We start from the raw sequence: 22,009 nt of genomic DNA on the forward strand, positions 1-22,009 counted from the left end.
GCCGGTTCCACCCCTTCCCCCGGAGGTTCTCGTGTTCGCAGTCCGGCGACGCTCCCGCGTCGCGACCGTCGTCGGGGCGGTCGTGCTCGCCCTGACCATGGCGGCGTGTGGTTCCGGCACGTCGAGTACGGGCACGACCGACCAGTCCCAGGTCGTCGTCGGCATCCCGTCCGACGTCAACAGCCTGGACCCCGCCAACACCCTGGGTTCGCAGGACCAGGAGCTGGTGCTCAACCTCTACGACCGGCTGGTCAACCTCAAGATGCACCCGGGCCCCGACGGCACGCAGGTGTGGGACGGCCTCGAGGTCACCCCCGGCCTCGCGACCTCGTGGGACGTCGCAGGCCCGACGATCACCTTCCACCTCCGCGACGACGTCACCTTCCCCGGTTCGGGCAACAAGATGACCGCGAACGACGTGAAGTGGAGCTTCGAGCGCCTGCCCGCCGTCGGCGGCAACGGCAAGAACCAGGCGGGCGTCGCCGGTCTACGCGACGGCAACCAGATCCAGGTGATCGACGACCACACCGTGTCGATCACCTTCACCGACCCGTCCGGCGCGCCGGCCCAGCTCCCGGTCTCGCTGCCCAACCTGCGGTTCCTGCAGTTCGGCGTGATCGACTCCCAGGTCGCCAAGCAGCACGTCACCGCCGAGGACCCGTGGGCGAGCGACTGGCTGAGCAAGAACGTCGCGGGCACCGGCCCCTACACGATCGAGTCCCGCCAGCCGGGCCAGCAGATCGTGCTGAAGGCCGTAACCCCGCGCTGGAACGGCACCGACCCGGCCTACAAGACCGTGGTGCTACGGATCACCGGTGACGCCGACCCGGTCGGCCTGATGAAGACCGGTGTGGTCGACTACGTCTCCACCGGCGTGACCGGCCGCCAGTTCGACGACCTGGCCGCCAACGGGTTCACCGTGGTCAACCAGCAGGTGGCCGACATCCTCCGGATGGACGTCAGCACGGAGACCGGGCCGACCGCCGACCCGCGGGTCCGGCAGGCCATCGCCTACGCCACCCCGTACGACCAGATCATCTCCTCGGCGTTCTCCGGCCGCGGCCAGCGGGCACACACCGTGCTCAACCCGCAGGACCCCTTCGGCACCAAGGACTGGGACCGCTACCAGACCGACCTGGACAAGGCGCGTGCGCTGCTGGCCGAGGCCGGGACCGGCCCGGTCACGGTCAAGCTCTGGTACAACGCCGACGTCGCGTACAACGAGGACACCGCGCTGCTCATGCAGCAGTCCTTCGCCCAGGCGGGCATCACCCTGGACCTTCAGGCCCGCCCCGGCTCCCAGCTGCAGACCATGTGGAAGGGCCACATCAACGGCGGCAACCCGGAGATGACCGGCATCTACCTGTCGAACGCCACCATCTGGCTCGACGACCCGGACACCTTCATGCAGCAGTGGGCCACCACGCAGGGCGCGTCGAACTGGGCGCGCTACTCCGACCCCGAGGTCGACGCCCTGCAGCAGCAGTTCCGGTTCTCGTCGGACGAGGCGGGCCGCAAGGCCGCCTACGCCACCATCCAGGGCAAGATCGCCGAGAGCGCGCACCAGATCCCGATCGCGGTGCTCGGCCGGACGGTCGCGGTGTCCCCCGACGTCACCGGCGTGGCCTTCGGCCCCGAGCCCTACGCCCGGCTCGAGTACCTCTCGCCCAAGCCCGCCACCTCCTGAGGTCACCGCCGGGGCTCGGCCCTCCCCGGGCCCCGGCGCCCTCCACCCGCACGCACGCACCCTCCCCGGAAGGACGCCTCATGTCGGATCCGAAGTTCCACCTCGGCTGGTTCCACAGCAGCGGGTTCTCCCCCGCCGGGTGGAACGCCGAGTGGGCGGGCCACGTCGCCCGGGACTGGGCGGACCCCGGCTACTACGTCGACATGGTCCGGTCCCTCGAACGGGCCCGCTTCGACTGCCTGGTCATGGAGGACTCCTCCTTCGTCCCCGAGGACTACGGCTCCTCCCCCGACTACTACCTGCGCAACGCGTTCCGCGCACCGAAGAACGACCCGGTCCCGCTGATGGCGATCCTGGGCCAGCACACCTCCCGGCTCGGGCTGCTCCCGACCATGTCGACCTCCTTCTACCCGCCCTTCCTGGCCGCCCGGCTGATCGCCACGATGGACCACCTCAACGGCGGACGGGCCGGGGCCAACCTGGTGACCTCGACCAGCGACACGGCCGCCCAGAACTACGGGCTGGACACCCACTTCCTGCACGACGAGCGGTACCGGATGGCCGAGGAGTTCGTGAAGCTCGTCGACGAGCTGTGGGCATCCTGGGACGCCGACGCGATCGTGAACGACCGTGAGGCCGGGATGTTCGCCGACCCCACGAAGGTCCGGCGCGTCGACTTCGCCGGGAAGTACTTCCGCTCCCGCGGACCGCTCAACACGCCGCGGCCGCCGCAGGGCAGGCCGGTGATCAGCCAGGCGGGCGGCTCGCCGCAGGGCCGGGACTTCGCCGCCCGCACGGCGGACATCATGCTCGGCTCCGCCGGTTCGCTCGAGGACATGAAGGCGCTCCGCGACGACATGCGCTCCCGCGTGGCCGCGGCGGGCAGGCCGTCGGACGCGCTGAAGGTGCTGTTCGTGATCGGCGTCAAGATCGTCGAGACCGAGGCGGGCGCCACCGAGCTGCGGGCCCGCGCCGCGGACCTGAGCGACGAGCGGATCGTCGCGATGCTGGCAGGCATGTCGAGCATCACCGGCATCGACTTCGCACAGTTCGACCTGGACGAGCCGCTCGGCGAGCTCACCACGAACGGCCAGCAGGGCACGCTCGCCCAGTTCCTGCGCGGCAAGGACGGTCGGACGCTGCGTGAGATCGTGAAGGGCTACACCCGCACCGAGGACTTCATCGGCACCCCCGGTCAGGTCGCCCGCCGGCTCGCGGAGATCAACGAGGAGTGCCGCGGGGACGGGTTCCTGATCTCCACCGACAACGGGGCGCTGCGTAAGCACCTGTTCGATGTCACCGAGGGTCTCGCGCCGGAGCTGCAGCGGCTCGGCCTGACGCGCACCGACTACGCGAGCGAGCGGTTCCGCGACAACCTGTTCGCGTTCTGACCGCCGTGGAACGGTCCCTCGCACGCTCACCGGCGCCCCTGCACGCGCTGTCGGTGATGTTCTTCGCGGTCCTCACCGAGACCGTCTTCCAGACCCTCGTCCCCGTCGTCCTCACCGAGGCGCGTGGGGCCGGGGGGCTGACGCTCGGGATCGCCATCGCAGTGGCCCAGGGCGTCGGCATTGTGGTCGCCGCGCCCGCCGCGCGGGCCTGTGAGCTGCGCGGCCCCGCGGGTGTCGCCGTCTGGTCCGGGCTGCTGGCGCTCGGCTCGCTGGTCGCGCTCGCGCTGCTGACCTTCGTCCCGGGCGAGGCATGGGTGCTCGCCCTCGTCGGCTACGGCGTGGCGAAGGCCGGCATGACCTCGGCCGCGCTCACCCAGATCGGGATGCTGCGGGACCCGGTGCGCACCCAGGGCCGCAACGCCGCCGGCCAGCGCCTGGCCGCCATCCTCGGCACCGGTGTCGCGGGCGGCGTGGTGGCGCTGGGGGTGTGGCACACCGGGATGTGGGCGCTCGTCGGGGTCGCCGCGGCGGGGCTCGTCGTCTGCCTACTGCTGCCGCGCGCGGCCGGGCGCGCGCCCACGCTGCGGGAGCTGCGGGGCAGCTACGTCGACCAGGTCCGCACGCTGGCCCGGCACCCGGAGCTGCGGGCGTCGACGCTGGTGAACGTGAACACCGCGGCCGTGTTCATCCTCGGCAACTCGTTCCTGCCCGTTGTGCTGCTCGACCGGGTGGACCGGCCCGCGCTGTGGATCACCGCGCTGATCGTGGGACGGGACCTCGTCGCGGTCGCGGTCGGGCTGACCTTCGCCCGGGTGGTCCGCAGGCTGGCGCTGCCCGGGGCGGTCGCCGCCGTCGTGGCCTCGACCGTCGTCTCGTTCGCAGTACCCGCCCTCTTCCCGGCGCCCGCGCTGTTGACGGTCGCCTCCCTCGCGGGCGGGCTGGCGCTGGGACTGGGCATCGGCTCCACGAACGTGCTCGCGGTGGGCAACCCGTCGGGGCCGAGCCCGGCGATGCGACTGGCGGCGACCTTCCCCGGCGCGGCCGCCGCGTCGCTCGTGCTCGGTCTGCTCGCGGGCGCCGCCCTCGACGCAGTCGGGCCCCGGGCCATGTTCGGCATCGCCGCCGCCGTGACCGCCGCCCTCGGGGTGCTGTGCGTCGGCCAGGCCCGACGCGCGCCTGGGCCGGGTCTGAGCGTCTCCTTTCCGCTGTCGACCTCCAAGGGAGAACCGTCATGACCGTCCTGCGCAACGCCCGGCTGCTGGGCCGGACCGGGCTCCACGACGTCCACCGGTCCGACGGGGTGATCACCGCCGTCGAGCGGGCCGCTGGCCGGGTCGACGGGACCGACGGCGTGGACGCGGGGGGCCGGGTCGTCCTCGCCGGCCTGGTCGACGCCCACGTCCACCTGGACAAGGCGTACGTACTGCCGGCATTGGAGGCGCGCGGGGCATTCGAGGGCGGAGACGTGGCCGCGGCGATGGCCGCGACCCGCGCACTGCGCGCCGAGCTCGGCACGGCCATCATCGAGCCCGGGATGGAGCGAGTTCTCCGCTCGATGCGCCGGCAGGGCACCGTCGCCGCGCGGGCGCACGTCGAGATCGACGTCGGCATCGACCCCGCGGTGGTCGAGCTGCACCGGAAGGTGGCCACCGACCATCCGGACGTCGCCGTCCAGCTGGTGGCGTTCCCGCAGAACGGGACGTCCCACGACCCCGGGGCCGGCGCGCGGCTCGCCCGGGCCCTCGACGACGGCTGCACCGTCGTCGGCGGCTGTCCCTACGCCGACGACGACCCGGAGGGCCACCTGGACCTCGTGTTCGGGCTCGCCGCCGACCGCGGCCTGCCCGTCGACCTGCACCTGGACCTCACCGACGACGCCGCCGCGGCGCAGGTCGACCTCGTGCTGCCGCGGGTCGCCCGGTCCGGCCTGGAGGGCCGGGTCACCGTCGGCCATATGACGGCGCTGTCGGCGCTCTCCCCCGAGCGGCGGGCGAGCGTGCTGGCCGGGCTGCGCGATCTCGGCATCTCGCTCGTCGCGATCCCCACCACCGACCTGTGGCTGTCCGGCCGCACCGCCGAGCGGCCGGGGGCGCGTGGTCTGGCGCCGCTGCGCGCACTGCTCGACGCGGGCGTCTCCACCGCGCTGGCCAGCAACAACCACCAGAACGCGTTCACCCCCGTCGGCGGCGGCGGGCTGCTGCGCGTGGCCTGGCTGGCGGCCCTGGTCGCCCAGATCGGCGACTCGCCGGGACTGGCCCGGCTCCTGTCCGCGGTGTCCGACGTCCCGGCGCGGATCCTCGGGCTGGGGCCATGGGGCATCGAGCCCGGCTCGGTCGCCCCGCTGCTGGTCCTCGACGCCGAGGAGCCACTCGACGCGGTCCGCGAGGCGCCCGCCGTGGTGGAGCGGGTCGGATGACCGCCCCGACCCGGTCATCGCCCTTCCTGCGCGGGGGCGTCCGGCGGCTCAGCACAGGTGCCGCGCAGGGCCCGTTGCAGGACCTCGAGTACGTGGTGAAGGACCTCATCGACGTCGCCGGCAGCCGAACCGGGGCGGGCAACCCGACCTGGTTGGCCGGACAGGCGCCCGCGCCCCGGTCCGCCCCGGTCGTCGCCGCGCTCGCCGCGGCAGGTGCGGACTGTGTCGGCAAGGCGCACACGGACGAGTTCGCGTTCAGCCTGGCCGGGGTGAACGCCCACTACGGCCCCTCGACGAACCCCGCCGTGCCAGGGGCGACCGCCGGGGGCTCGTCCAGCGGGTCCGCCGCGGCAGTGGCGGCGGGTCTCGTCCCGTTCGCGCTCGGAACCGACACAGGCGGCTCGGTGCGGGTACCCGCCTCGTACTGCGGAACGGTCGGGGTCCGACCCACCCACGGCCGGGTGAGCCTGCGCGGCGTGACCGCCCTGGCCCCCAGCTTCGACACCGTGGGCTGGTTCACCCGCGACGCCGACCTGGCGGCCACAGTCGGGTCCGTGCTGCTGGACGGCGCGCCCCGGACGGCGCGGCCGCGTCGGCTGGTGGTGCTGCACGAGGTGCTCGCCGGGCTGCCCGCCGCCGTCGCGGACGCGGTGCTCGGCAGCGCCGCCGCCGCGGCGGCGGACCTCGGCCTCGACATCAGCCGCACCGGACTGGGCGTGCCGCTCGACGAGTACGCCACCGTCTTCACCACCATCCAGGCCGCCGAGGCGTGGCGGGTCCGCGGGGCCTGGCTGCGGGCGCACCCCGAACGGGTGTCACCGGACGTCCTCACCCGCTTCCGGGCAGGCGCCGACGTCGACGACCGGCGCCTCGCCCAGGCCCGGCGGGACCGCGCGCGGCTCGCCGCGGTCCTGCACCAGACCTGGGACGACGGCACCACAATCGTCGTGGTCCCGAGCACCGCGAGCCCGGCCCCGGACCACGAGGACCTGGCCGGACCCGGGGCGGCCGCGATCCGGGCCGCGACACTGCGGCTGACGAGCCTCGCCGGCATCGCCGGCGCCCCGGTCGTCGGGTTGCCGTTGGCGAAGGTGGCGGGCCGCCCGCTGGGCATCGGTCTGCTGGGCCCACCCGGGACGGACGAGATCCTGCTCCGCCTGGCCACCGTCCTCGAAGGCAGGTGACGATAGTGAGTTGCGGGGATAGGAGCTCACCTCTTCCCACACAACTAAAGGTCCGCTGGTGAGGTCAACGGGTTCGAGCTGAGACCCCGCAGTCTCCGAGTCCGGACAGCTGGCGAAGGCTGGCCTCCCATTCGGGTCGGGCCTTCGCCTGGTACGTATGGTGCGTCGCGAAGCTGCGCAGCCCGCGGCGAAGACCGTCGACGTCCACCGGCCACCACTGACTGTCGATGTCAGCAATACCGCGGCGCCCGATCGTGGAAGCGGGCGACGCCACGATCGCCCACGTGGACTGCCCAACTACTCCGCTTCGCCCTACTACACAACCACCCGCCATGGATTGCCTATTCGGCCCACGGATGAAGCGTGACCGAGTGCCCGGCCTGCTCGCTGGCGTCGCTGCGCAGCTGCGGGAGGTCCACGCTGAACGAGACGCCCCCTGGCCTCCCACCCATGACAGACGCTCCGCACCTCGGTCAGGCGGGGATTCGCGAAAGCCAGCGGGGCTGCCCACCGTCGCAGATCGCTACAACCTCAACGACCTCCGAGATGCGATGCTCCGCTGCGATGATTGAACAGCCAGAACTTGCGGTACGGCGCAGAACGCTGGGCCATGAATCCTCACGTTGACCGCCGATTAGACACACATGTCGCACTGAAGTGCAAGCGCGGTTGAACGCATCCGACTAGCAACCGGCTCACATTTGCATGACTGTTACACGCCCTTCCGGCACTGCGTCCACGTCGCCCACCCCATCGCTAAGCGCCGACGATCGCCCCAATTCTTCTACACGTAAGACCTTCCAACCAGATGCCACGCCCTTCGCGGGCGAGTTCATTCATCGAGTGATGCAAGAGGAGAAAGATCATGGCTGGACGAGTTGAGGGCAAAGTCGCCTTCATCACTGGCGCTGCACGCGGCCAGGGGCGCTCGCACGCGCTCCGGCTGGCCCAGGAGGGTGCCGACATCATTGCGGTTGACATCTGCGAGGGCGTTCCCTACGAGGTGAGCCCGCCTGCAACCGAGGCCGACCTCGCCGAGACGGTGCGCCAGGTCGAGGCCCTCGACCGACGAATCGTGGCCAAGAAGGCGGACGTGCGAGACTTCGACGCGGTCAAGACCGCGGTCGAGGAAGGCGTCGGCCAGCTCGGGCGACTCGACATCGTCAGCGCGAACGCCGGTGTCGTCGGCACCCCCACGCCCGCGGAGTCGCTACCCGAGGACGAGTGGCGCACGATGATCGACATCAACCTGAGCGGTGTGTGGCACACGGTCAAAGCAGCGATTCCCCACATCAAGGCCGCCGGCAACGGTGGCTCGCTCGTCCTCACCAGCTCGGTGGCGGGCGTGCGCGGATATGCCAACATGGCGCACTACGTGTCGGCCAAGCACGGTGTCGTCGGACTGACCCGCACCCTGGCGATGGAGCTGGCACCCGCCAACATCCGGGTGAACAGTGTCCACCCCACCCAGGTCAATACCGACATGATCCACAATCAGCCCATCTACGACCTGTTCGCAGGTAAGTCGGGTGCTACCCGCGATGAGTTCGCCGAGGCGTCGAGCGGGCTGCAGTTGCTGCCGATCCCTTGGGTCGAACCGATCGACATCTCCAACGCTGTGCTGTTCCTCGCCAGCGACGAGGCTCGGTACATCACCGGTGCGGCGCTGTCGGTCGACGCCGGCAGCTACCTGCTCTGATCGACCGCTAGGTTCCCCAGCGTCGCAACGGCGACGGGGGCAAGGATTCTCCGACGCCCCTCGGTGGGCCAAGTATCCTTGCACCCCGTCGCCGGGGCGGCGCGTCGCCGGTCTGCAGCGACCAGCAACATTGAGCTGGTGAGCCACGAATAGGCGGCCAGACGCGTGCAAAGCTCGGAGAACGCCGACGTACTCGACCCTGACCATAGGCGGGGACGGCTGGGTGACGCGGTGCTCAGTCGAGCCCGGCTGCCGCCGAGGTGTACGGCGGCACCATCCGGGTGCATGTGGCCCGGTCCTCCGCACCTCGGCCGAGGGTGGGCGATCCCGTCAATAGACGGCGGACGAGAGGTCCAGACCAAGAGCTCGGACCTTCCGATAGAGCGTCGACCTGGCTATCCCGAGCGACAGCGCGGCTTGGTTCTTGTTGCCGCCCGCAGCCTGCAGGGCATTCATGATCGCCTGGGCTTCGGTCTGCTCCAGGCTCGCGAGCGGGCGTCGGGCCCCTCGAGCGAGGTACTCGGGCGGCAGGTGCTCCACACCGATTCGGCGTCCGCTCGACCGCCCCACGACGAGCCTACGGACAAGTGCGTTGAGCGAGTTCAGGTTCCCCGGCCAGTCCAGACGGCTGAGGGTCTGAATCGCCTCGGGTGTCCACTGCACCTGTGCAGCACCACCGGTAACCCGCTCCGTCAGGTGAGCAACCAGGTCGTTGAAGTCCTCGAGTCGATCTCGCAGAGGCGGTACCTCGAGCACAGCGGTGAACGAGTCGAGCAACGCGTTGTGGCTCGTCGAGTCGAACGCCAGCTTCTCCGCGGTGGCCAGAAGCCTGTGCGGGGGCCGTCGGCGAAGGGTCGCCAGGGCCGCCAGGGCGGACGACGCACCGAGCATCTCGACATGTCTGATCACCACTGACACGTCCGGAGCGTCGAGGAGGGCCTCGAGGTCCCGACACCATCTCGCATCTCCACGCGACGACGCGTCGGCGGCGTCGATGACGCGCACGTCCCGCCAGCCCTGAAGAGCTTGTGCAACGGCGAGCCGCCCCGAGCCGGCTTCGCCGGTCACGAGGATCGGTGTCCGGCTGCCCCTGTGCTCCGCCGCGTCACGACAGAACGCCCGCCAGGCCGCGCTCCGACCGACCAGGCGCGGGAGCTGGGCGAACCCGCTCGCCGTCGTGGTGCCCTCGACGGCCCGACGAGGCTGGGTCTGCTTCTTGATCATCAGCACCGCGCCTGCGTCGTCGGTCTCGTGGGAGACCGCCCGACAGTCCACCGTCAGGACCTGCCCGTCCGGCAGGGTGAGCGTGGTCGGGCCCTGCAGACGGTCGACGAGGCTGCGGCGGGCGTGTTCCCACAGCAAGCTCTGGTCGACTCCGCCGAGGAGCCGGGCCGCCGCGGCATTGGTGATGATCGTCTTCGAGTCGAGTGCGACCACGGGGTGACGAGCGTCCCGGTTGTGTGCGGTGTAGGCATCGAGGAGCTGTTGCTCGCGGTGTGAGGCCCTGATCCGCAACGCCTCCGTGACCGCGGCGACGAAGTCGATGATCCACGGCAGCATGATCGGAGCTGTGTCCCACAGCCGACAGATGAGGGAGACGCTTCCGAGGAGCCGGCGGTTCACGGGGTGGATGATCGGCGCGGTCGAGCAGCTGAAGTCACGGAACTTCTCGGAGAAGTGCTCGGGACCTTTGATCATCTCGGGCCGGCCGGTCAGCATGGCTATGAGGCTTGTGGTCCCGACCGTCGACTCGTCCATGTTCGTGCCGGGGGCGACGCCGAGGTTGTCCATCACAGCGGCCAGCGCCGGGTCCTTGACCCAGCGACTGAGCAGCCGGCCGTCTCGGTCGGTGAGTACGAGGGCGTAGGCGCCGTGCTCCAGCGCCGCCTCGTACTTGTCCACGATCGGCGCGACGGCGCGAGCCAGGTAGTTGTCGGCTTCCGACTCCAGCAGATGGCGAGGCTCGACCCGTTCTGGATGCAGCCCCTGCAGTCGTGACCGCCGCCAGGAGTCGTAGACCGTGGGACGGATGAGTCTCGGGGGCGACGGCACCTGCGCCACGGAGGACGAGAGGACGTCGTCACGGGCCTGTGAGAACTCGCGGAGCCAACTCATGAGAGGGACCCGTTGCCAGGACGCCGGGAACCTGCGGGGAGGGCCGGCGTTCCCCACGACAATGCCTTCCACGGCCGCAACAGCATGAGCTAGAGCCTCCGTCCGCCTCCGTTGGCAGCGTGCGAAGCGGGTTGCCTCCGCGCCGGAGGAGGCTACCTGTATCCATCTGCGACGGATTGTAGCGAAATGGGACGGTGCCCATCGGGGCGATCGAGCGAGACCCAGCCGTCCTGTCCGCCCGGTCGCGCCGACGTCGAACGAGGGATCGCGGCCGAGGAGTCGGCGGGCCGTGGAGCGGCCTCGCGCCTGCTCTCCGACCGGCGAAGGTGGGCCGGCCGACCATCCGGCCCACCTTCGGGAGCGGCGCGGTCGACAGCGGTCGACCGGCCCCTCCGGATTGCCGTGCCCTACAGCGCCTTGAGCTCCGGCAGCACCTTCTCGCTGAAGAGGCGCATACTGGCCTCGGCCTTCTCGATGGGCATGCCCGCGTAGTAGAAGGCGCAGTTCAGGTCGTAGTCACCGATGACCGCGCGGCGCGCCTTGATCTTCTCGATGATCTGGTCCGGAGTGCCCCAGGTCTGGGCGTTGACGTAGCCCTCCGCGGCCGCTTCCTGGCCGGCCTCGCGGATCATGGCTGCGACGGCGTCGTAGGACTTGTACCCCTTCGTGTCGCCGAAGTGCACCCCGGCGAACTCGTAGTGGCGCATGACCGTGGTGAAGTACCGGGAGATGTACTCAGTGGCCAGCTGCTTGGCCTCCTCCTCGTCCTCGGTGCACACCACGAACTCGGTCAGCGTGGGCGGCGGCGCATCGACGCCCTGCTCCTTGCGGTACTCCTCCTGGTAGGTGGAGATCAGCGGCGCGTGCTGCTCGATCGGGAACTGGACGAACGTCGCCATGGCCGCGCCCAACTTGGCCGCGACGCTCAGCGAGTCGGGAGACATCGCGATGCACACCATCCGGTCCCGGAAGCCCCTGGGCGGGGCCGGGGCGAGGGTGGCCTCGGGCTGCTTGAAGAAGCGGCCGTCGCCGACCGCGACACCCGTGTCGAGCGCGTTCAGCACCAGCTCGGCAGCCTCGTCGAACCGCTCGCGCGACTCGCTCATGTCGATGCCCATGGTCGCGTACTCGCTGCGAGCCAGACCGCGGCCCAAGCCGAGACGGACGCGACCGTTGGCGAGGATGTCGAGAAGGGCGACCTTCTCGGCCACCCGCAGCGGCTGGGTCCACCACGGCAGGATGATCGCGCCGGGCACCAGCTCGATGCTCTCGGTCCGGGCGGCCAGGTACGAGAGCAGCTGGGTGTTGTCCGGGCACATCGAGTAGTCACCGTCGAAGTGGTGCTCGATGCACCAGATCGCGGAGTAGCCGAGCGACTCGGCCAGCTCGGCGAGGCGCAGCTCCGCGGCGTAGAGCTCCGCGTCCGACATGCCGGTGTCGTGGTTCTGGAAGAGAAGCTGAAGGCTCGCCTTCACGGCAGATCTCCGTTCTTGTGATGGGTTGATCGGGCGAAACTGTGTTGCTCCGCGAGGTCCTCACGGCCTTCCACGAGGTCGTCGGGGTCGACGTGACGACGGCTTCACCGGGAGAACGTCATGCACTCACCACGGTCGTGGCGATTCCCGCAGCGGGGGCAGAGGGTCGGAACCGTGGTCGGCGGACGCCGCTCGACCAACGGCCTCGGTGTGGATCGCGCAGTGGACATCGGTCCGGGGGCACACCTGCCGACGATCGACGCCGGGGACTCGACTGCACCTCACGACCACGTCGACGAGGCGCGCTGCGGGTGTCGAGGTCGTGCCGTCCGTCCGACTCGACGGACGGATCGCTACTCCCCGGGACGGCCCATCAGGAGTCCGGCTGGGTGCGTGACCGGGGAGCGGAGAGACGAAACTCGCCCACGAGAGACCTCACGGTGTCAACTCCTTTGTCCTATCGCCTTCGAGAAAGGCGACCACCATTCGTCCGACTGCCTCGACCAACGAGGCTACGGACAGGTGCCGCAACAGCGATGTAGCGATGCGCTACACCTGAAACGCACACCCTCCCGGGGGACCGTCGCAGGATGCTACAACCCGTTCCGCCCGTCGAGTGGGACAGTGCGAGAGTCGTGACCCGATCCATCGAACCCCAGGGCTCGCTCGTCGGTCACACCATACGGAGGAATGCCGCAGCGACGCCGCACCCCTAGCGCCGCTGTCGGCGGTACGCAGCAGGTCGGTGACCCCCGTCCGTGCGTGCAGGCGAGAGAGGGATGACCGATGCGGCATATCGGAACTGCGACGGCGACATTCACCCGCCATTGCCATGCCGGAACCTGCCGGCCGTTCCCGACGTCGACGATCGCCTTTTCCGAGATGCTTCCCGCGGTGGCTCGCTTGCGCTGATCCCGGTGGCATGGCGGCTTCGCGCACAGAAAACGGACTCGTCGATCGTGCGACCCGTCGGGCGGAGCCGAGGGCCAGCGTGCCCTGCACTGGCAACACTGAGAGAGGACCTCGCACATGAGAGAACTGACCACCATCGTCAGCGGTATGTCCTTCACGGAGTGCCCGCGGTGGCACGAAGGCCGGATCTGGTTTTCTGACTTCTACACGAACAGGGTCCTTTCCGCGGCCGCCGACGGGTCGGACCTGCGGACCGAGCTCGATGTCCCGAACCAGCCGGGCGGTCTGGGCTGGCTGCCCGACGGACAGCTGCTCGTCGTCTCGGCGCGCGACCACACCCTGCTCCGACGCGAGCACGACGGCCGCGTCGTCGTACACGCGAACCTGAAGGACCACGTCGGCGGAAACCTCAACGACATGGTCGTCGACGCCGCCGGGCGGGCCTACGTGGGGAACTTCGGCTTCGACCTGGGCGCCGGGGCGGACCCGGCTCCGACGACGCTGACCAGGGTCGACCCCGACGGCACGGTCAGTGTGGCCGCGGAGGGTCTGCATTTCCCGAACGGCAGCGTGGTCACCGACGACAACGTGCTCATCGTCGATGAGACCTTCGCCAACCGGGTGACGGCATTCGACATCGACGACAGTGGACAGCTGCAGAACCGGCGGGTCTGGGCCCAGTTCGGGGAGGTGCCGGTCGGGCCGGACTTCGGCACCATGCTGAGCCAGGTCAAGGTGGCGCCGGACGGCTGCTGTCTCGACGCCGAGGGAGCGCTGTGGATCGCCGATGCGCTCAGCGGCAAGGTGATCCGGGTCAAGGAGGGCGGAAACGTCGTCGACGAGATCCAGGTCGACAGCGGCGTCTTCGCCTGCATGCTCGGCGGTGACGACGGTCGAACCCTGTTCCTCTGCGCCGCCCCGGACTTCGATCCCACCGCCCGTGCGGCGACGCACGAGTCCCGGCTGCTGACCGTGCGGGTGGACGTGCCCCACGGCGGCCGTCCGTAACCCCTTCCCCCACGCTCGGCACGAGATCTCCATCGACGCCGAGCGTGGCTCCACCGACCTGAGAGGCGCGCGACCGATGTTCACGAGCCGCCCGGCCGACGCCACACCTACGGTGCGGGAACGTCTCCCCGGGACCAGTGGGCTCCTCGTCGACGGGAACTCCGCTGAGCCGGCTGAGTTCAACGCTGAGCCGGCTGAGAACGCCGCCGTGAACGGCGTTCGGCCGGGCGGCTCGTGCGACCCACCCCGGGTCACCGTTCCGACTGCCTCGACACAGGAGGGTGCAGGTCGCTCCGGGTCTCGCCCGGACGGCCTGGGGAGCCCACCCGATCGACCGGCACAACACACTCTCAGCGATGGTCAAGCCGCCTCGTTCCACGCGAGCCACACACGAATGGACTTCCCCTTGTTCGATCCGGTAGTCGACGAGGCACAGCTGAGGCGCGCCTTCAGTTCCTTTCCCTCCGGAGTCGCCGCGGTCTGCACCCGGGTCGACGACCTCCCCGTGGGTGTGGCGGCCAGTTCCTTCACGACCGTGTCCGTCGAACCCCCGCTCGTCTCGGTCAACATGCGGCACGAGTCGACGACCTGGCCACTTCTGCGTACGGGTAGGCGCCTCGGCCTCAGTGTCCTGGCCCTCGGCCAGGAGGACATCTGCCGACGGCTCGCCGGCGACGCGGCTCATCGTTTCGACGGGACCGACTGGATGGGGCACGCCGACGGCGGCGTCTTCATCGAGGGGGCGACGATGTGGCTCGACTGCAGCCTTCACGCGGAGATCCCAGCCGGTGACCACGACGTGGTCCTCCTCCGGATCCACGGAATCCGCGTGAGCCCAGAGACCGAGCCGCTCGTCTTCCACGCGAGTCGATTCCGTCGACTCGCCACGACCTGAGAACACGGCCTTTCCGCAGCAAGAACAGAGACCTCCGGTGACCAGACGCTTTCCGACGACCACATCGGCACAACGCATGCGCGCCGCCCTGGCAGCCCTGAAGGCGGGCGAGGCCGTCGTCGTGACCGACGACGAACAGCGTGAGAACGAGGGAGACCTCATCTTCGCCGCCGAGCTCGCGACCGCGGAGCTGGTCGCCTTCACGGTCAGACACACTTCCGGCTTCCTGTGCGTCGCCCTCCCCGGCGAGGCGTGCGACAGACTCGGCCTCACCCCGATGACGCACGACAACCGGGACCACTACCGGACCGCCTATCAGGTGACGGTCGACCTGCACGGGACCGGCACGGGCATCTCCGCCGCGTCGCGCGCCGCGACGATCGCCGCTCTGGGTTCTGCCGATGCAGGCCCCCAGGACTTCGCCCGCCCCGGTCACGTCGTACCGCTGCGCGCACGTCCGAACGGGGTGCTCGAACGACCCGGCCACACGGAGTCGGCGGTGGACCTGGCCCGCCTGGCCGGACTGGCTCCCGCCGGGGCGTTGTGCGAGATCGTCTCCAGGGAGCGACCGGGTGAGATGGCGCGAGGCGACGAACTCGTGCGCTTCGCGGACGAGCACGGCCTCGTCCTTCTCTCCGTCGCCGACATCGTCGAGTACCGGACACAGCACGAAGCCCGGCTCGTCCGTGTCGCGGAGACCGCCATGCCGACGTCGTTCGGCACCTTCCGCGCCCTGGGCTACCGAGAGCGGCTGACCGAAACCGAGCACATGGTGCTCACGGCGGGTCGGGTCGATCCCGACGTCCCGGTCCACATTCACCACGAATGCCTGCTCGGGGACGTCTTCGGAGCCGCCACGTGCCCCTGCCACGGCGAGCTGAGCGAGGCCCTGCGTACGTTCGGAGAATCCGGCCGCGGCGTCATCATCTACCTGCGAGGTCTGGGCGGGAGCTCGTCATGTGGGCTCCTGCGTCCGGACCCGGTGCCGGCACGGGGACCGGAGATCATCGCTTCCGGCATCTTCGACGATCTCTGCCGCCACGACTCGGCGGCGGCGAACCCTCCTCGTGGAGCGAGTGCGGCACATGTCCTCGCCGCGCAGTCGCCGCGAACCGACGTCCGGCTTTCTCCAGCGATGAACGTCGCGCGGACGATCGCAGCATCGGCGACGCGTTCCGTCGCAGTCGCCGGCGACTGACCCGATGGCCCGCGTCGAGAGTAGGCGGCATACCGAGCTTGGGGGTTCCCCGATGACCACGGCACTTCAGGACACGAGAGCAACAATCGCACGGGCGGTGGTCGGGCGGGAGCGGGAGCTGACGCTGGTGCTGGCGGCTGTGGCCGCGGGCCGGGACGTCCTGTTGGAGGGCCCACCCGGCACCTCGAAGTCCACCATGCTGCGGGCGGTCACCGAGCATTGGGGCGTGCCGTTCGTGCTGGTGGAGGGCAACGCCGAGCTCACCCCGGCCCGGCTGGTCGGGCACCACAACCCCGCCCGGGTCCTGGCCGAGGACTACTCCGCCGAGAACTTCGTACCCGGCCCGCTGGTCGAGGCCATGCGCGCCGGCGGGTTCCTCTACATCGAAGAACTCAACCGCGCCCCCGAGGACACCCTCAACGTGCTGCTGGGCGCGATGGCCGAGCGGGCGGTGACCGTGCCGCGGGTCGGGACGATGGCCGCCGAGTCCACGTTCCGGGTGCTGGCCAGCATGAACCCGTTCGACAACGTGGGCACCGCGCGGATCTCCGACTCCGTCTACGACCGCTGGAACCGCCTCGCCGTCGGCTACCAGACCGCGCAGGAGGAGAGCGACATCGTCGCCCGCCGCACCGGCTGCACCGACGCCCAGCTGATCACCGACGGCGTCGAGCTCACCCGCGCGACCCGCAGCCACCCCGAGCTGCGGCGCGGCTCGTCGGTGCGCGGGGCGATCGACCTGGTCGCCATCGCCGTGGAGCTGCAGAAGATCACGCCCGACGCCGCGTCGGATCACTCGGGGCGCGCCCAGGTCGTGCTCGACGCCGCGCTGCTCGCGCTGTCCGCACGCGTCGGGGTCGACGAGGCCTCCGACGTCACGCCGGAACAGGTGATCACCGAGATCTGGGAGAACCATTTTTTCTCCGCCCCCGGCGGGCAGCGCCGGGCCCGCACCGCCTGACCGTCCCGAACGCCGTCGCGCTGCCCACCGCCGAACCCGGTGAGCGACGAACCCTACGACCGTTACGCCGCAAACCCAAGAAACTCGACCAAGCCCCCGACCTCTTCCAGAACGGGAAGGGCACCCCGGTCGTCGCCGAGCTGAACCCCGACCGCGGGGAGGGCGACACCGAGCTGCCCGCGGGCGGGCAGGAGGTGCTGGTCACCGCGCAGCAGGCGACCCAGAAGGAGCTCTCGGAGCTGCTGGAGGAGACCGCGCCCGATCCTGCGGTGGCGTCGATGGCGCAGGCCATCGCGCGTCGGTTGTCGGTGCGCCGCCGCCCGCGGGACGCCCGCGCCGAACGCGGCACCGGCGCCCTCGCCTCGGTGCCCTACGCCTACCGCTCCGACGACATCGACCTCGACAAGACCATCGAGATGCTCGCCGAACATCCGGTCCCCGAGGACACCGACGTCATCGTGCGCGAACGGATGAGCTCCCGCCGCGCGGCAGTCCTGATCGTGGACGTGTCCGGCTCCATGCGCGGGGAGAAGGTCCGCATCGCCGCCGCCACCGTCGCCGCCCTCAGTGCGGACCTCTCCGGCGCCGGGGACCAACTCGCGCTGGTCGCCTTCTGGTCCGACGCCGCCGTCATCAAGAGGCTGACCGAATCCGCTCCCCCGTCTCGTCTGCTCGACACCCTGCTGCGGATCCCCGCTCGCGGCCTGACCAACGTCGGGTTCGGGCTCTCGGTCGCCCATACCGAGCTCGCCCGCTCCGCCGCCCGCCGGCGCACCGCCATCCTGCTCACCGACGCCGTGCACAACGCCGGCCCCGACCCCCGCGACCTCGCCCGCCAGTTCCCCGAGCTGCACGTCCTGCTCGAGACCGACGGCGAACACGACCTCCCCCTCGGCCGCGACCTCGCCCGCCTCGGCCACGGCATCCTCTCGCCCGTCGCGACCCATCGCGACGTCGCACCCGCGCTCAACCGCATCCTCAACCGATAGAACAGCTCTGTCGTGGGCGGCGCCGCGCTAAGCGGTCGGAAACGGCTGCGAGGGGACCTACGGCGTGTTTCCCTTCTCCGGCCGAACCGCCTGTACGACGGTTTGCTCTCGACGCATCCGGTGGCGAAGCGGTGCCAACTCTCGACCGGGCTCACGCGGTGGGTGTGCAGAATCTTCACGCCCCACAGGGCCGCTGATCGCGCATGATGACCTGTGTCACGCCGCTGCAGCCGTGGGAGGGCACATGACGTCGGTGATCCGCGCATGGGAGTCCTTTCTCGAAGGCAACCCCGCACCCACCGGGGTGCGTGACGAGGTCCTGCTCTCGTGGCGCCGCTCGCGCTGGAGCGGGGTCGATCCCGAACGACCGGATCTGCCGGAGATCCCGGTGGCCTCGGACAGCCGCTTCCAGCGCACGGCGGCGCCGGTGTTGGAGAGCATCGCGGAGCCCTTGGTCGGGGACCGGACGGCGATGCACCTCCTCGATCCCGACGGGGTGGTGATGTGGCGGTGGGTGACCGACGCGCAGCTGGCGCGCGAGCTCGACGCCGCCGACGCCCGCGTGGGCGTCCGCTGGGCCGAGGACGCGGTCGGGACCAGCGGCGGCGGCACGACCGTGGAGACCGACCGTCCCGCGACCGTCGTCGGCGCCGAGCACTTCGCCACCAAGCTGCACGGCTGGGCCTGCTCGGCCGCACCGGTGGTGCACCCGCTGACGCGGCGGGTCTGCGGGATCGTCAACGTCAGCGTCCGGGCCGCCGACGCGAACCCGCACCTGCCACTGGTCGTCCGTTCCATGGTCGCGGCCGTCACCATGGAGCTGCGCAACCAGGCCGGGGCCCAGCAGCGGAGACTGCTGGAAACCTACCTCGCGTGGAGGCACCGCACCCGCAAGCCGCTCGTCGCGGTGGACGACCGGATCGCCATCTCGGATGAGATCGCGGTCGAGCACGACGACCTGTGGGACCGGCTCGTGGCGGCCGGACCGCTCGCGACGGTGATCGACATCGACGCGCTCACCCTCGCGCGCATCCACCCGGTCACCCCCGGAACCCTCGCCGACGGCGCCGTGCTGGTAGTCGACCCCTCACCCGACGCGACGGCTCCCACCCCGATTGTCGTGTCGGCCGACGACCCGTGGACACCACTGGAGAGGGCGGAACGCGACGTCATCGTCGCCGCGCTGGACCGACACGGCGGGAACAAGTCCCGAGCCGCCGACGAGATCGGCCTGTCCCGCCGCGCCCTCTACGACAAACTCGCCCGCTACCGCATCCGGCGCTGACCGCCGTATCGACTCGTGACCGGTGACCACCGGTCACGCGATTCCTGCTGCCCACAGCTCACTCGAGGAGACCCATGACCGTCACCGAACCCGTCGTCGACTCCGTTCCCTCGGCCGTGCTCGACCCCGCCGTCCTGGCCGGCGGATGGCTCGACGACCTCACCCAGGCCATCGACAGCAGCGACCGCGACCGACTGATCGATCTGCTCGGGCCCGAGATCTGGTGGCGCGACCAGCTGGTCCTGGACCAGGACGTGCACACCACCCGCGGTCCCGGCGCCGTGGCCGACCTCGTCCTCGCCCGCGCCGGAGCAGCCGGGTTCGGCGGCCTCGCCCTGCCCGACGGCGCGAAGCTGGTCGACACCGGCGACGGCTCGCAGCTCGTGGAGGCCATCTTCGAGTTCGACACCGCGCTCGGTCGCGGGCGCGGGGTGGTGCGCCTGACCTCCGGCGAGGACGGGATCTGGCGGGCCTGGACCGTGCTGACCGCGCTGCACGAGCTGACCGGGTTCGAGGAGCGGGTGGGCAGGCGTCGCCCGGTCGGCAACCCGCACGGCCGCTCCGGCCCCTCGTGGCCCGAGCTGCGCGACCGTGAGCGCGAGTTCGCCGACCGCGATCCCGAGGTGCTCGTCATCGGCGCCGGTCAGAGCGGCCTGGCCATCGGCGCCCGCCTGGTGCAGATGGGTGTCGACGCGCTCGTCATCGACAGCCACCCGCGGGTCGGCGACGCGTGGCGCAACCGCTACCGGTCCCTGTCCCTGCACGACCCGGTCTGGTTCGACCACATGCCGTACCTGAACTTCCCGGACACGTGGCCGATCTACATGCCCAAGGACAAGATCGCCGGCTGGCTCGAGTACTACGCCGACGCGATGGAGATCAACGTCTGGAACTCCACCACACTGCTCTCGGCCGACTACGACGAGCAGGAGCGCATCTGGACGGCCGTCGTCCGCCGGGCCGACGGCAGCGAGCGGCGGTTCCGCACCCCGCACATCGTCATGGCGACAGGGCTGAACGGGCGGCCGCGCCAGCCGAGGTTCCCTGGGCAGGACACCTTCCGCGGGACGGTCGTCCACTCCAGCGGCTATCGGGGCACCGAGGACGTCGAGGGCCGCACAGCCGTCGTCGTGGGCGCGGCGACGTCCGGCCATGACATCTCGCAGGACCTGTACCACCGCGGCGCGCGGGTCACCATGGTCCAGCGATCCTCGACCTGTGTGATCAGCACCGAGCACGGCATCCCGGGGCTGTTCGACCCGCTCTTCGTGGAGGGTGGCCCGAAGACCGAGGACGCCGACCTCCTGTTCGCGTCCTACCCGTTCCTGCTGCTGGGGGAGTTGCACGTCGGCCTCACCGACCGGCTCCGTGAGCTGGACGCCGACCTGCTCGGTGGGCTGGAGAAGGCCGGGTTCGCGCTCGACTACGGCCCCAACGGCAGCGGGCTGTTCATGAAGGTGCTGCAGACCGCCAGCGGCTACTACATCGACGTCGGCGGCTCGGAGCTGATCGCGACGGGCAAGGTCAAGGTCGCCCAGGGCGCCGGGATCGACCGGTTCGAACCCGACGGTGTGGTGCTGACCGACGGCCGCAAGCTGGCGGCCGACCTGGTGGTGCTCGCCACCGGCTACGACACGCTGCGCGACCAGGTCACCTCGCTGTTCGGCCCGGCGGTCTCCGGCCAGGTCAAGGACGCCTGGGGGCTCGACGAGGAGGGCGAGCTCAACGGCACCTGGCGGCCCACCGGACACCCCGGGCTGTGGTTCCTGATCGGGAACCTGGCGATGGCCCGCTACTACTCGCGGATCCTCGCGCTCCAGCTGACCGCGCGCCTGCGCGGCCTCGTCCCGGCCTGACGGTCGGCACATCCCCCTCCGGTTCTCCCATCGCAGTCGCTGAGGAGCTCACATGACGACAGACAGGAACGTCGAAGGCCAGGTGGCCCTGGTCACCGGCGCCGCCCGGGGAATCGGCCGGGCCATCGCCCTGCGCCTCGCCCGCGACGGGTTCAGCGTCGGGGTCGCCGATCTCGCCGTCCAGGCCGAGGCGGTCGGCCAGGTGGTCACCGAGATCGCCGAGATCGGTGGCAAGGCGATCGCCCTGGAGACCGACGTCTCCGACCGCGATCAGGTCTTCCGCGCGGTGGAGCAGACCTCGGCCGCGCTAGGCGGGTTCGACGTGATGGTCAGCAACGCCGGCATCGCCCAGGTCCAGCAGATCACCGAGGTCACCGAGGCCGAGCTGGACCAGATCCTCCGCGTCAACGTGAACGGCGTGGTCTGGGGCATCCAGGCTGCCGCGGCGGAGCTGACCCGGCTCGGCCGGCCCGGACGGATCATCTCCGCGGCCTCCGTCGCGGGGATCCGGGGAGCGGGTCTGCTGGGCGTCTACTCGGGCACGAAGTTCGCCGTGCGAGGGATCACGCAGGCGGCAGCGCAGGAGCTCGCGCCACACGGGATCACGGTGAACGCCTACGCCCCGGGCATCGTCGACACCCCGATGTGGGACGAGGTCGACCTGGGTCTGCACAAGATCAACGGGAAGCCGATCGGCGCGAACCGGCAGGCCTACGTGGACCAGATCCTGCTCGGGCGCATCGAGACCCCCGACGACGTGGCCAAGGTGGTCTCGTTCCTGGCCGGTCCCGACGCCGACTACGTCACCGGTCAGGTGCTGATCGTCGACGGCGGGATGCAGTTCAACTGACGCGGTCCGCGGTGCGCGGGTCGACCTCGGCCCGCGCACCGCACCGCCTCCCCGGTCGGACATGCCGACCGTCGCCCATCCCCCTCCC

General features: G+C 70.6%; 16 protein-coding genes. 14 read left to right on the top strand and 2 right to left on the bottom strand.

What is annotated here, in order from left to right; translation table 11 throughout:
- The first annotated feature begins 31 nt into the window (after positions 1 to 31).
- From LWC35_RS16795 to LWC35_RS16820, 6 genes are all read left to right on the top strand, one after another.
- Positions 32 to 1,687 (top strand): ABC transporter substrate-binding protein, encoded by a 1,656-nt coding sequence (locus LWC35_RS16795; RefSeq protein ID WP_232871076.1) that lies wholly within the window; start codon positions 32 to 34, stop codon positions 1,685 to 1,687.
- A gap of 80 nt (positions 1,688 to 1,767) precedes the next feature.
- A complete protein-coding gene (locus LWC35_RS16800; RefSeq protein WP_232871077.1) occupies positions 1,768 to 3,078 on the top strand; it encodes an NtaA/DmoA family FMN-dependent monooxygenase in 1,311 nt (436 codons plus the stop codon).
- A 5-nt stretch (positions 3,079 to 3,083) separates the two neighbouring features.
- Positions 3,084 to 4,313 carry an MFS transporter gene (locus LWC35_RS16805; RefSeq protein WP_232871078.1) on the top strand — a complete coding sequence of 410 codons (1,230 nt, stop codon included), beginning with the start codon at positions 3,084 to 3,086 and terminating at the stop codon, positions 4,311 to 4,313.
- Positions 4,310 to 5,494, top strand: coding sequence for an amidohydrolase family protein (locus LWC35_RS16810; protein ID WP_232871079.1), 1,185 nt, complete (start codon positions 4,310 to 4,312; stop codon positions 5,492 to 5,494). The genes LWC35_RS16805 and LWC35_RS16810 overlap by 4 nt, the downstream gene beginning before the upstream one ends.
- Positions 5,491 to 6,678 carry an amidase gene (locus tag LWC35_RS16815; RefSeq protein ID WP_232871080.1) on the top strand — a complete coding sequence of 396 codons (1,188 nt, stop codon included), beginning with the start codon at positions 5,491 to 5,493 and terminating at the stop codon, positions 6,676 to 6,678. The genes LWC35_RS16810 and LWC35_RS16815 overlap by 4 nt, the downstream gene beginning before the upstream one ends.
- Before the next feature lie 865 nt (positions 6,679 to 7,543).
- Positions 7,544 to 8,377: a mycofactocin-coupled SDR family oxidoreductase gene (locus LWC35_RS16820; protein ID WP_232871081.1), complete on the top strand. Its 834-nt coding sequence runs from the start codon at positions 7,544 to 7,546 to the stop codon at positions 8,375 to 8,377.
- Positions 8,378 to 8,707: 330 nt separating this feature from the next.
- On the opposite strand, the gene LWC35_RS16825 is transcribed toward LWC35_RS16820, so the two are convergent.
- Positions 8,708 to 10,492 carry a sigma-54-dependent Fis family transcriptional regulator gene (locus tag LWC35_RS16825; RefSeq protein ID WP_504939077.1) on the bottom strand — a complete coding sequence of 595 codons (1,785 nt, stop codon included), beginning with the start codon at positions 10,490 to 10,492 and terminating at the stop codon, positions 8,708 to 8,710.
- 407 nt (positions 10,493 to 10,899) lie between these two features.
- Positions 10,900 to 11,967 carry an LLM class flavin-dependent oxidoreductase gene (locus LWC35_RS16830; RefSeq protein ID WP_232871083.1) on the bottom strand — a complete coding sequence of 356 codons (1,068 nt, stop codon included), beginning with the start codon at positions 11,965 to 11,967 and terminating at the stop codon, positions 10,900 to 10,902.
- A 1,029-nt stretch (positions 11,968 to 12,996) separates the two neighbouring features.
- Here LWC35_RS16830 and LWC35_RS16835 point away from each other — a divergent pair.
- From LWC35_RS16835 to LWC35_RS16870, 8 genes are all read left to right on the top strand, one after another.
- Positions 12,997 to 13,887: an SMP-30/gluconolactonase/LRE family protein gene (locus tag LWC35_RS16835; protein ID WP_232871084.1), complete on the top strand. Its 891-nt coding sequence runs from the start codon at positions 12,997 to 12,999 to the stop codon at positions 13,885 to 13,887.
- A 394-nt stretch (positions 13,888 to 14,281) separates the two neighbouring features.
- Positions 14,282 to 14,782, top strand: coding sequence for a flavin reductase family protein (locus LWC35_RS16840; RefSeq protein WP_232871085.1), 501 nt, complete (start codon positions 14,282 to 14,284; stop codon positions 14,780 to 14,782).
- A gap of 76 nt (positions 14,783 to 14,858) precedes the next feature.
- Entirely contained in the window at positions 14,859 to 15,980 is a 1,122-nt protein-coding gene (ribB, locus tag LWC35_RS16845) for a 3,4-dihydroxy-2-butanone-4-phosphate synthase (protein WP_232871086.1), read from the top strand.
- Between the two features lie 52 nt (positions 15,981 to 16,032).
- A complete protein-coding gene (locus LWC35_RS16850; RefSeq protein WP_232871087.1) occupies positions 16,033 to 16,941 on the top strand; it encodes an AAA family ATPase in 909 nt (302 codons plus the stop codon).
- A 194-nt stretch (positions 16,942 to 17,135) separates the two neighbouring features.
- Complete coding sequence (locus tag LWC35_RS39285) at positions 17,136 to 17,930, top strand: vWA domain-containing protein (protein WP_308194568.1); 795 nt, start codon at positions 17,136 to 17,138, stop codon at positions 17,928 to 17,930.
- 244 nt (positions 17,931 to 18,174) lie between these two features.
- A complete protein-coding gene (locus tag LWC35_RS16860) occupies positions 18,175 to 19,215 on the top strand; it encodes a helix-turn-helix domain-containing protein (protein WP_232871088.1) in 1,041 nt (346 codons plus the stop codon).
- A gap of 74 nt (positions 19,216 to 19,289) precedes the next feature.
- Positions 19,290 to 21,071 carry a flavin-containing monooxygenase gene (locus tag LWC35_RS16865; protein WP_232871089.1) on the top strand — a complete coding sequence of 594 codons (1,782 nt, stop codon included), beginning with the start codon at positions 19,290 to 19,292 and terminating at the stop codon, positions 21,069 to 21,071.
- A 52-nt stretch (positions 21,072 to 21,123) separates the two neighbouring features.
- Entirely contained in the window at positions 21,124 to 21,921 is a 798-nt protein-coding gene (locus LWC35_RS16870) for an acetoin reductase (RefSeq protein WP_232871090.1), read from the top strand.
- Positions 21,922 to 22,009: the final 88 nt, after the last annotated feature.

The organism is Pseudonocardia kujensis (assembly GCF_021283305.1).
GTDB classification, from domain to species: Bacteria; Actinomycetota; Actinomycetes; order Mycobacteriales; family Pseudonocardiaceae; genus Pseudonocardia; species Pseudonocardia kujensis.

Excerpts from the sequence above, each read along its gene's own strand:
- LWC35_RS16800 (WP_232871077.1), top strand. The coding sequence starts at position 1,768 with ATGTCGGATCCGAAGTTCCACCTCGGCTGGTTCCACAGCAGCGGGTTC.
- LWC35_RS16810 (WP_232871079.1), top strand. The coding sequence starts at position 4,310 with ATGACCGTCCTGCGCAACGCCCGGCTGCTGGGCCGGACCGGGCTCCAC.
- LWC35_RS16815 (WP_232871080.1), top strand. The coding sequence starts at position 5,491 with ATGACCGCCCCGACCCGGTCATCGCCCTTCCTGCGCGGGGGCGTCCGG.
- LWC35_RS16820 (WP_232871081.1), top strand. The coding sequence starts at position 7,544 with ATGGCTGGACGAGTTGAGGGCAAAGTCGCCTTCATCACTGGCGCTGCA.
- LWC35_RS16825 (WP_504939077.1), bottom strand. The coding sequence starts at position 10,492 with ATGAGTTGGCTCCGCGAGTTCTCACAGGCCCGTGACGACGTCCTCTCG.
- LWC35_RS16835 (WP_232871084.1), top strand. The coding sequence starts at position 12,997 with ATGAGAGAACTGACCACCATCGTCAGCGGTATGTCCTTCACGGAGTGC.
- LWC35_RS16840 (WP_232871085.1), top strand. The coding sequence starts at position 14,282 with ATGGACTTCCCCTTGTTCGATCCGGTAGTCGACGAGGCACAGCTGAGG.
- ribB (WP_232871086.1), top strand. The coding sequence starts at position 14,859 with ATGCGCGCCGCCCTGGCAGCCCTGAAGGCGGGCGAGGCCGTCGTCGTG.
- LWC35_RS16850 (WP_232871087.1), top strand. The coding sequence starts at position 16,033 with ATGACCACGGCACTTCAGGACACGAGAGCAACAATCGCACGGGCGGTG.
- LWC35_RS16860 (WP_232871088.1), top strand. The coding sequence starts at position 18,175 with ATGACGTCGGTGATCCGCGCATGGGAGTCCTTTCTCGAAGGCAACCCC.
- LWC35_RS16865 (WP_232871089.1), top strand. The coding sequence starts at position 19,290 with ATGACCGTCACCGAACCCGTCGTCGACTCCGTTCCCTCGGCCGTGCTC.
- LWC35_RS16870 (WP_232871090.1), top strand. The coding sequence starts at position 21,124 with ATGACGACAGACAGGAACGTCGAAGGCCAGGTGGCCCTGGTCACCGGC.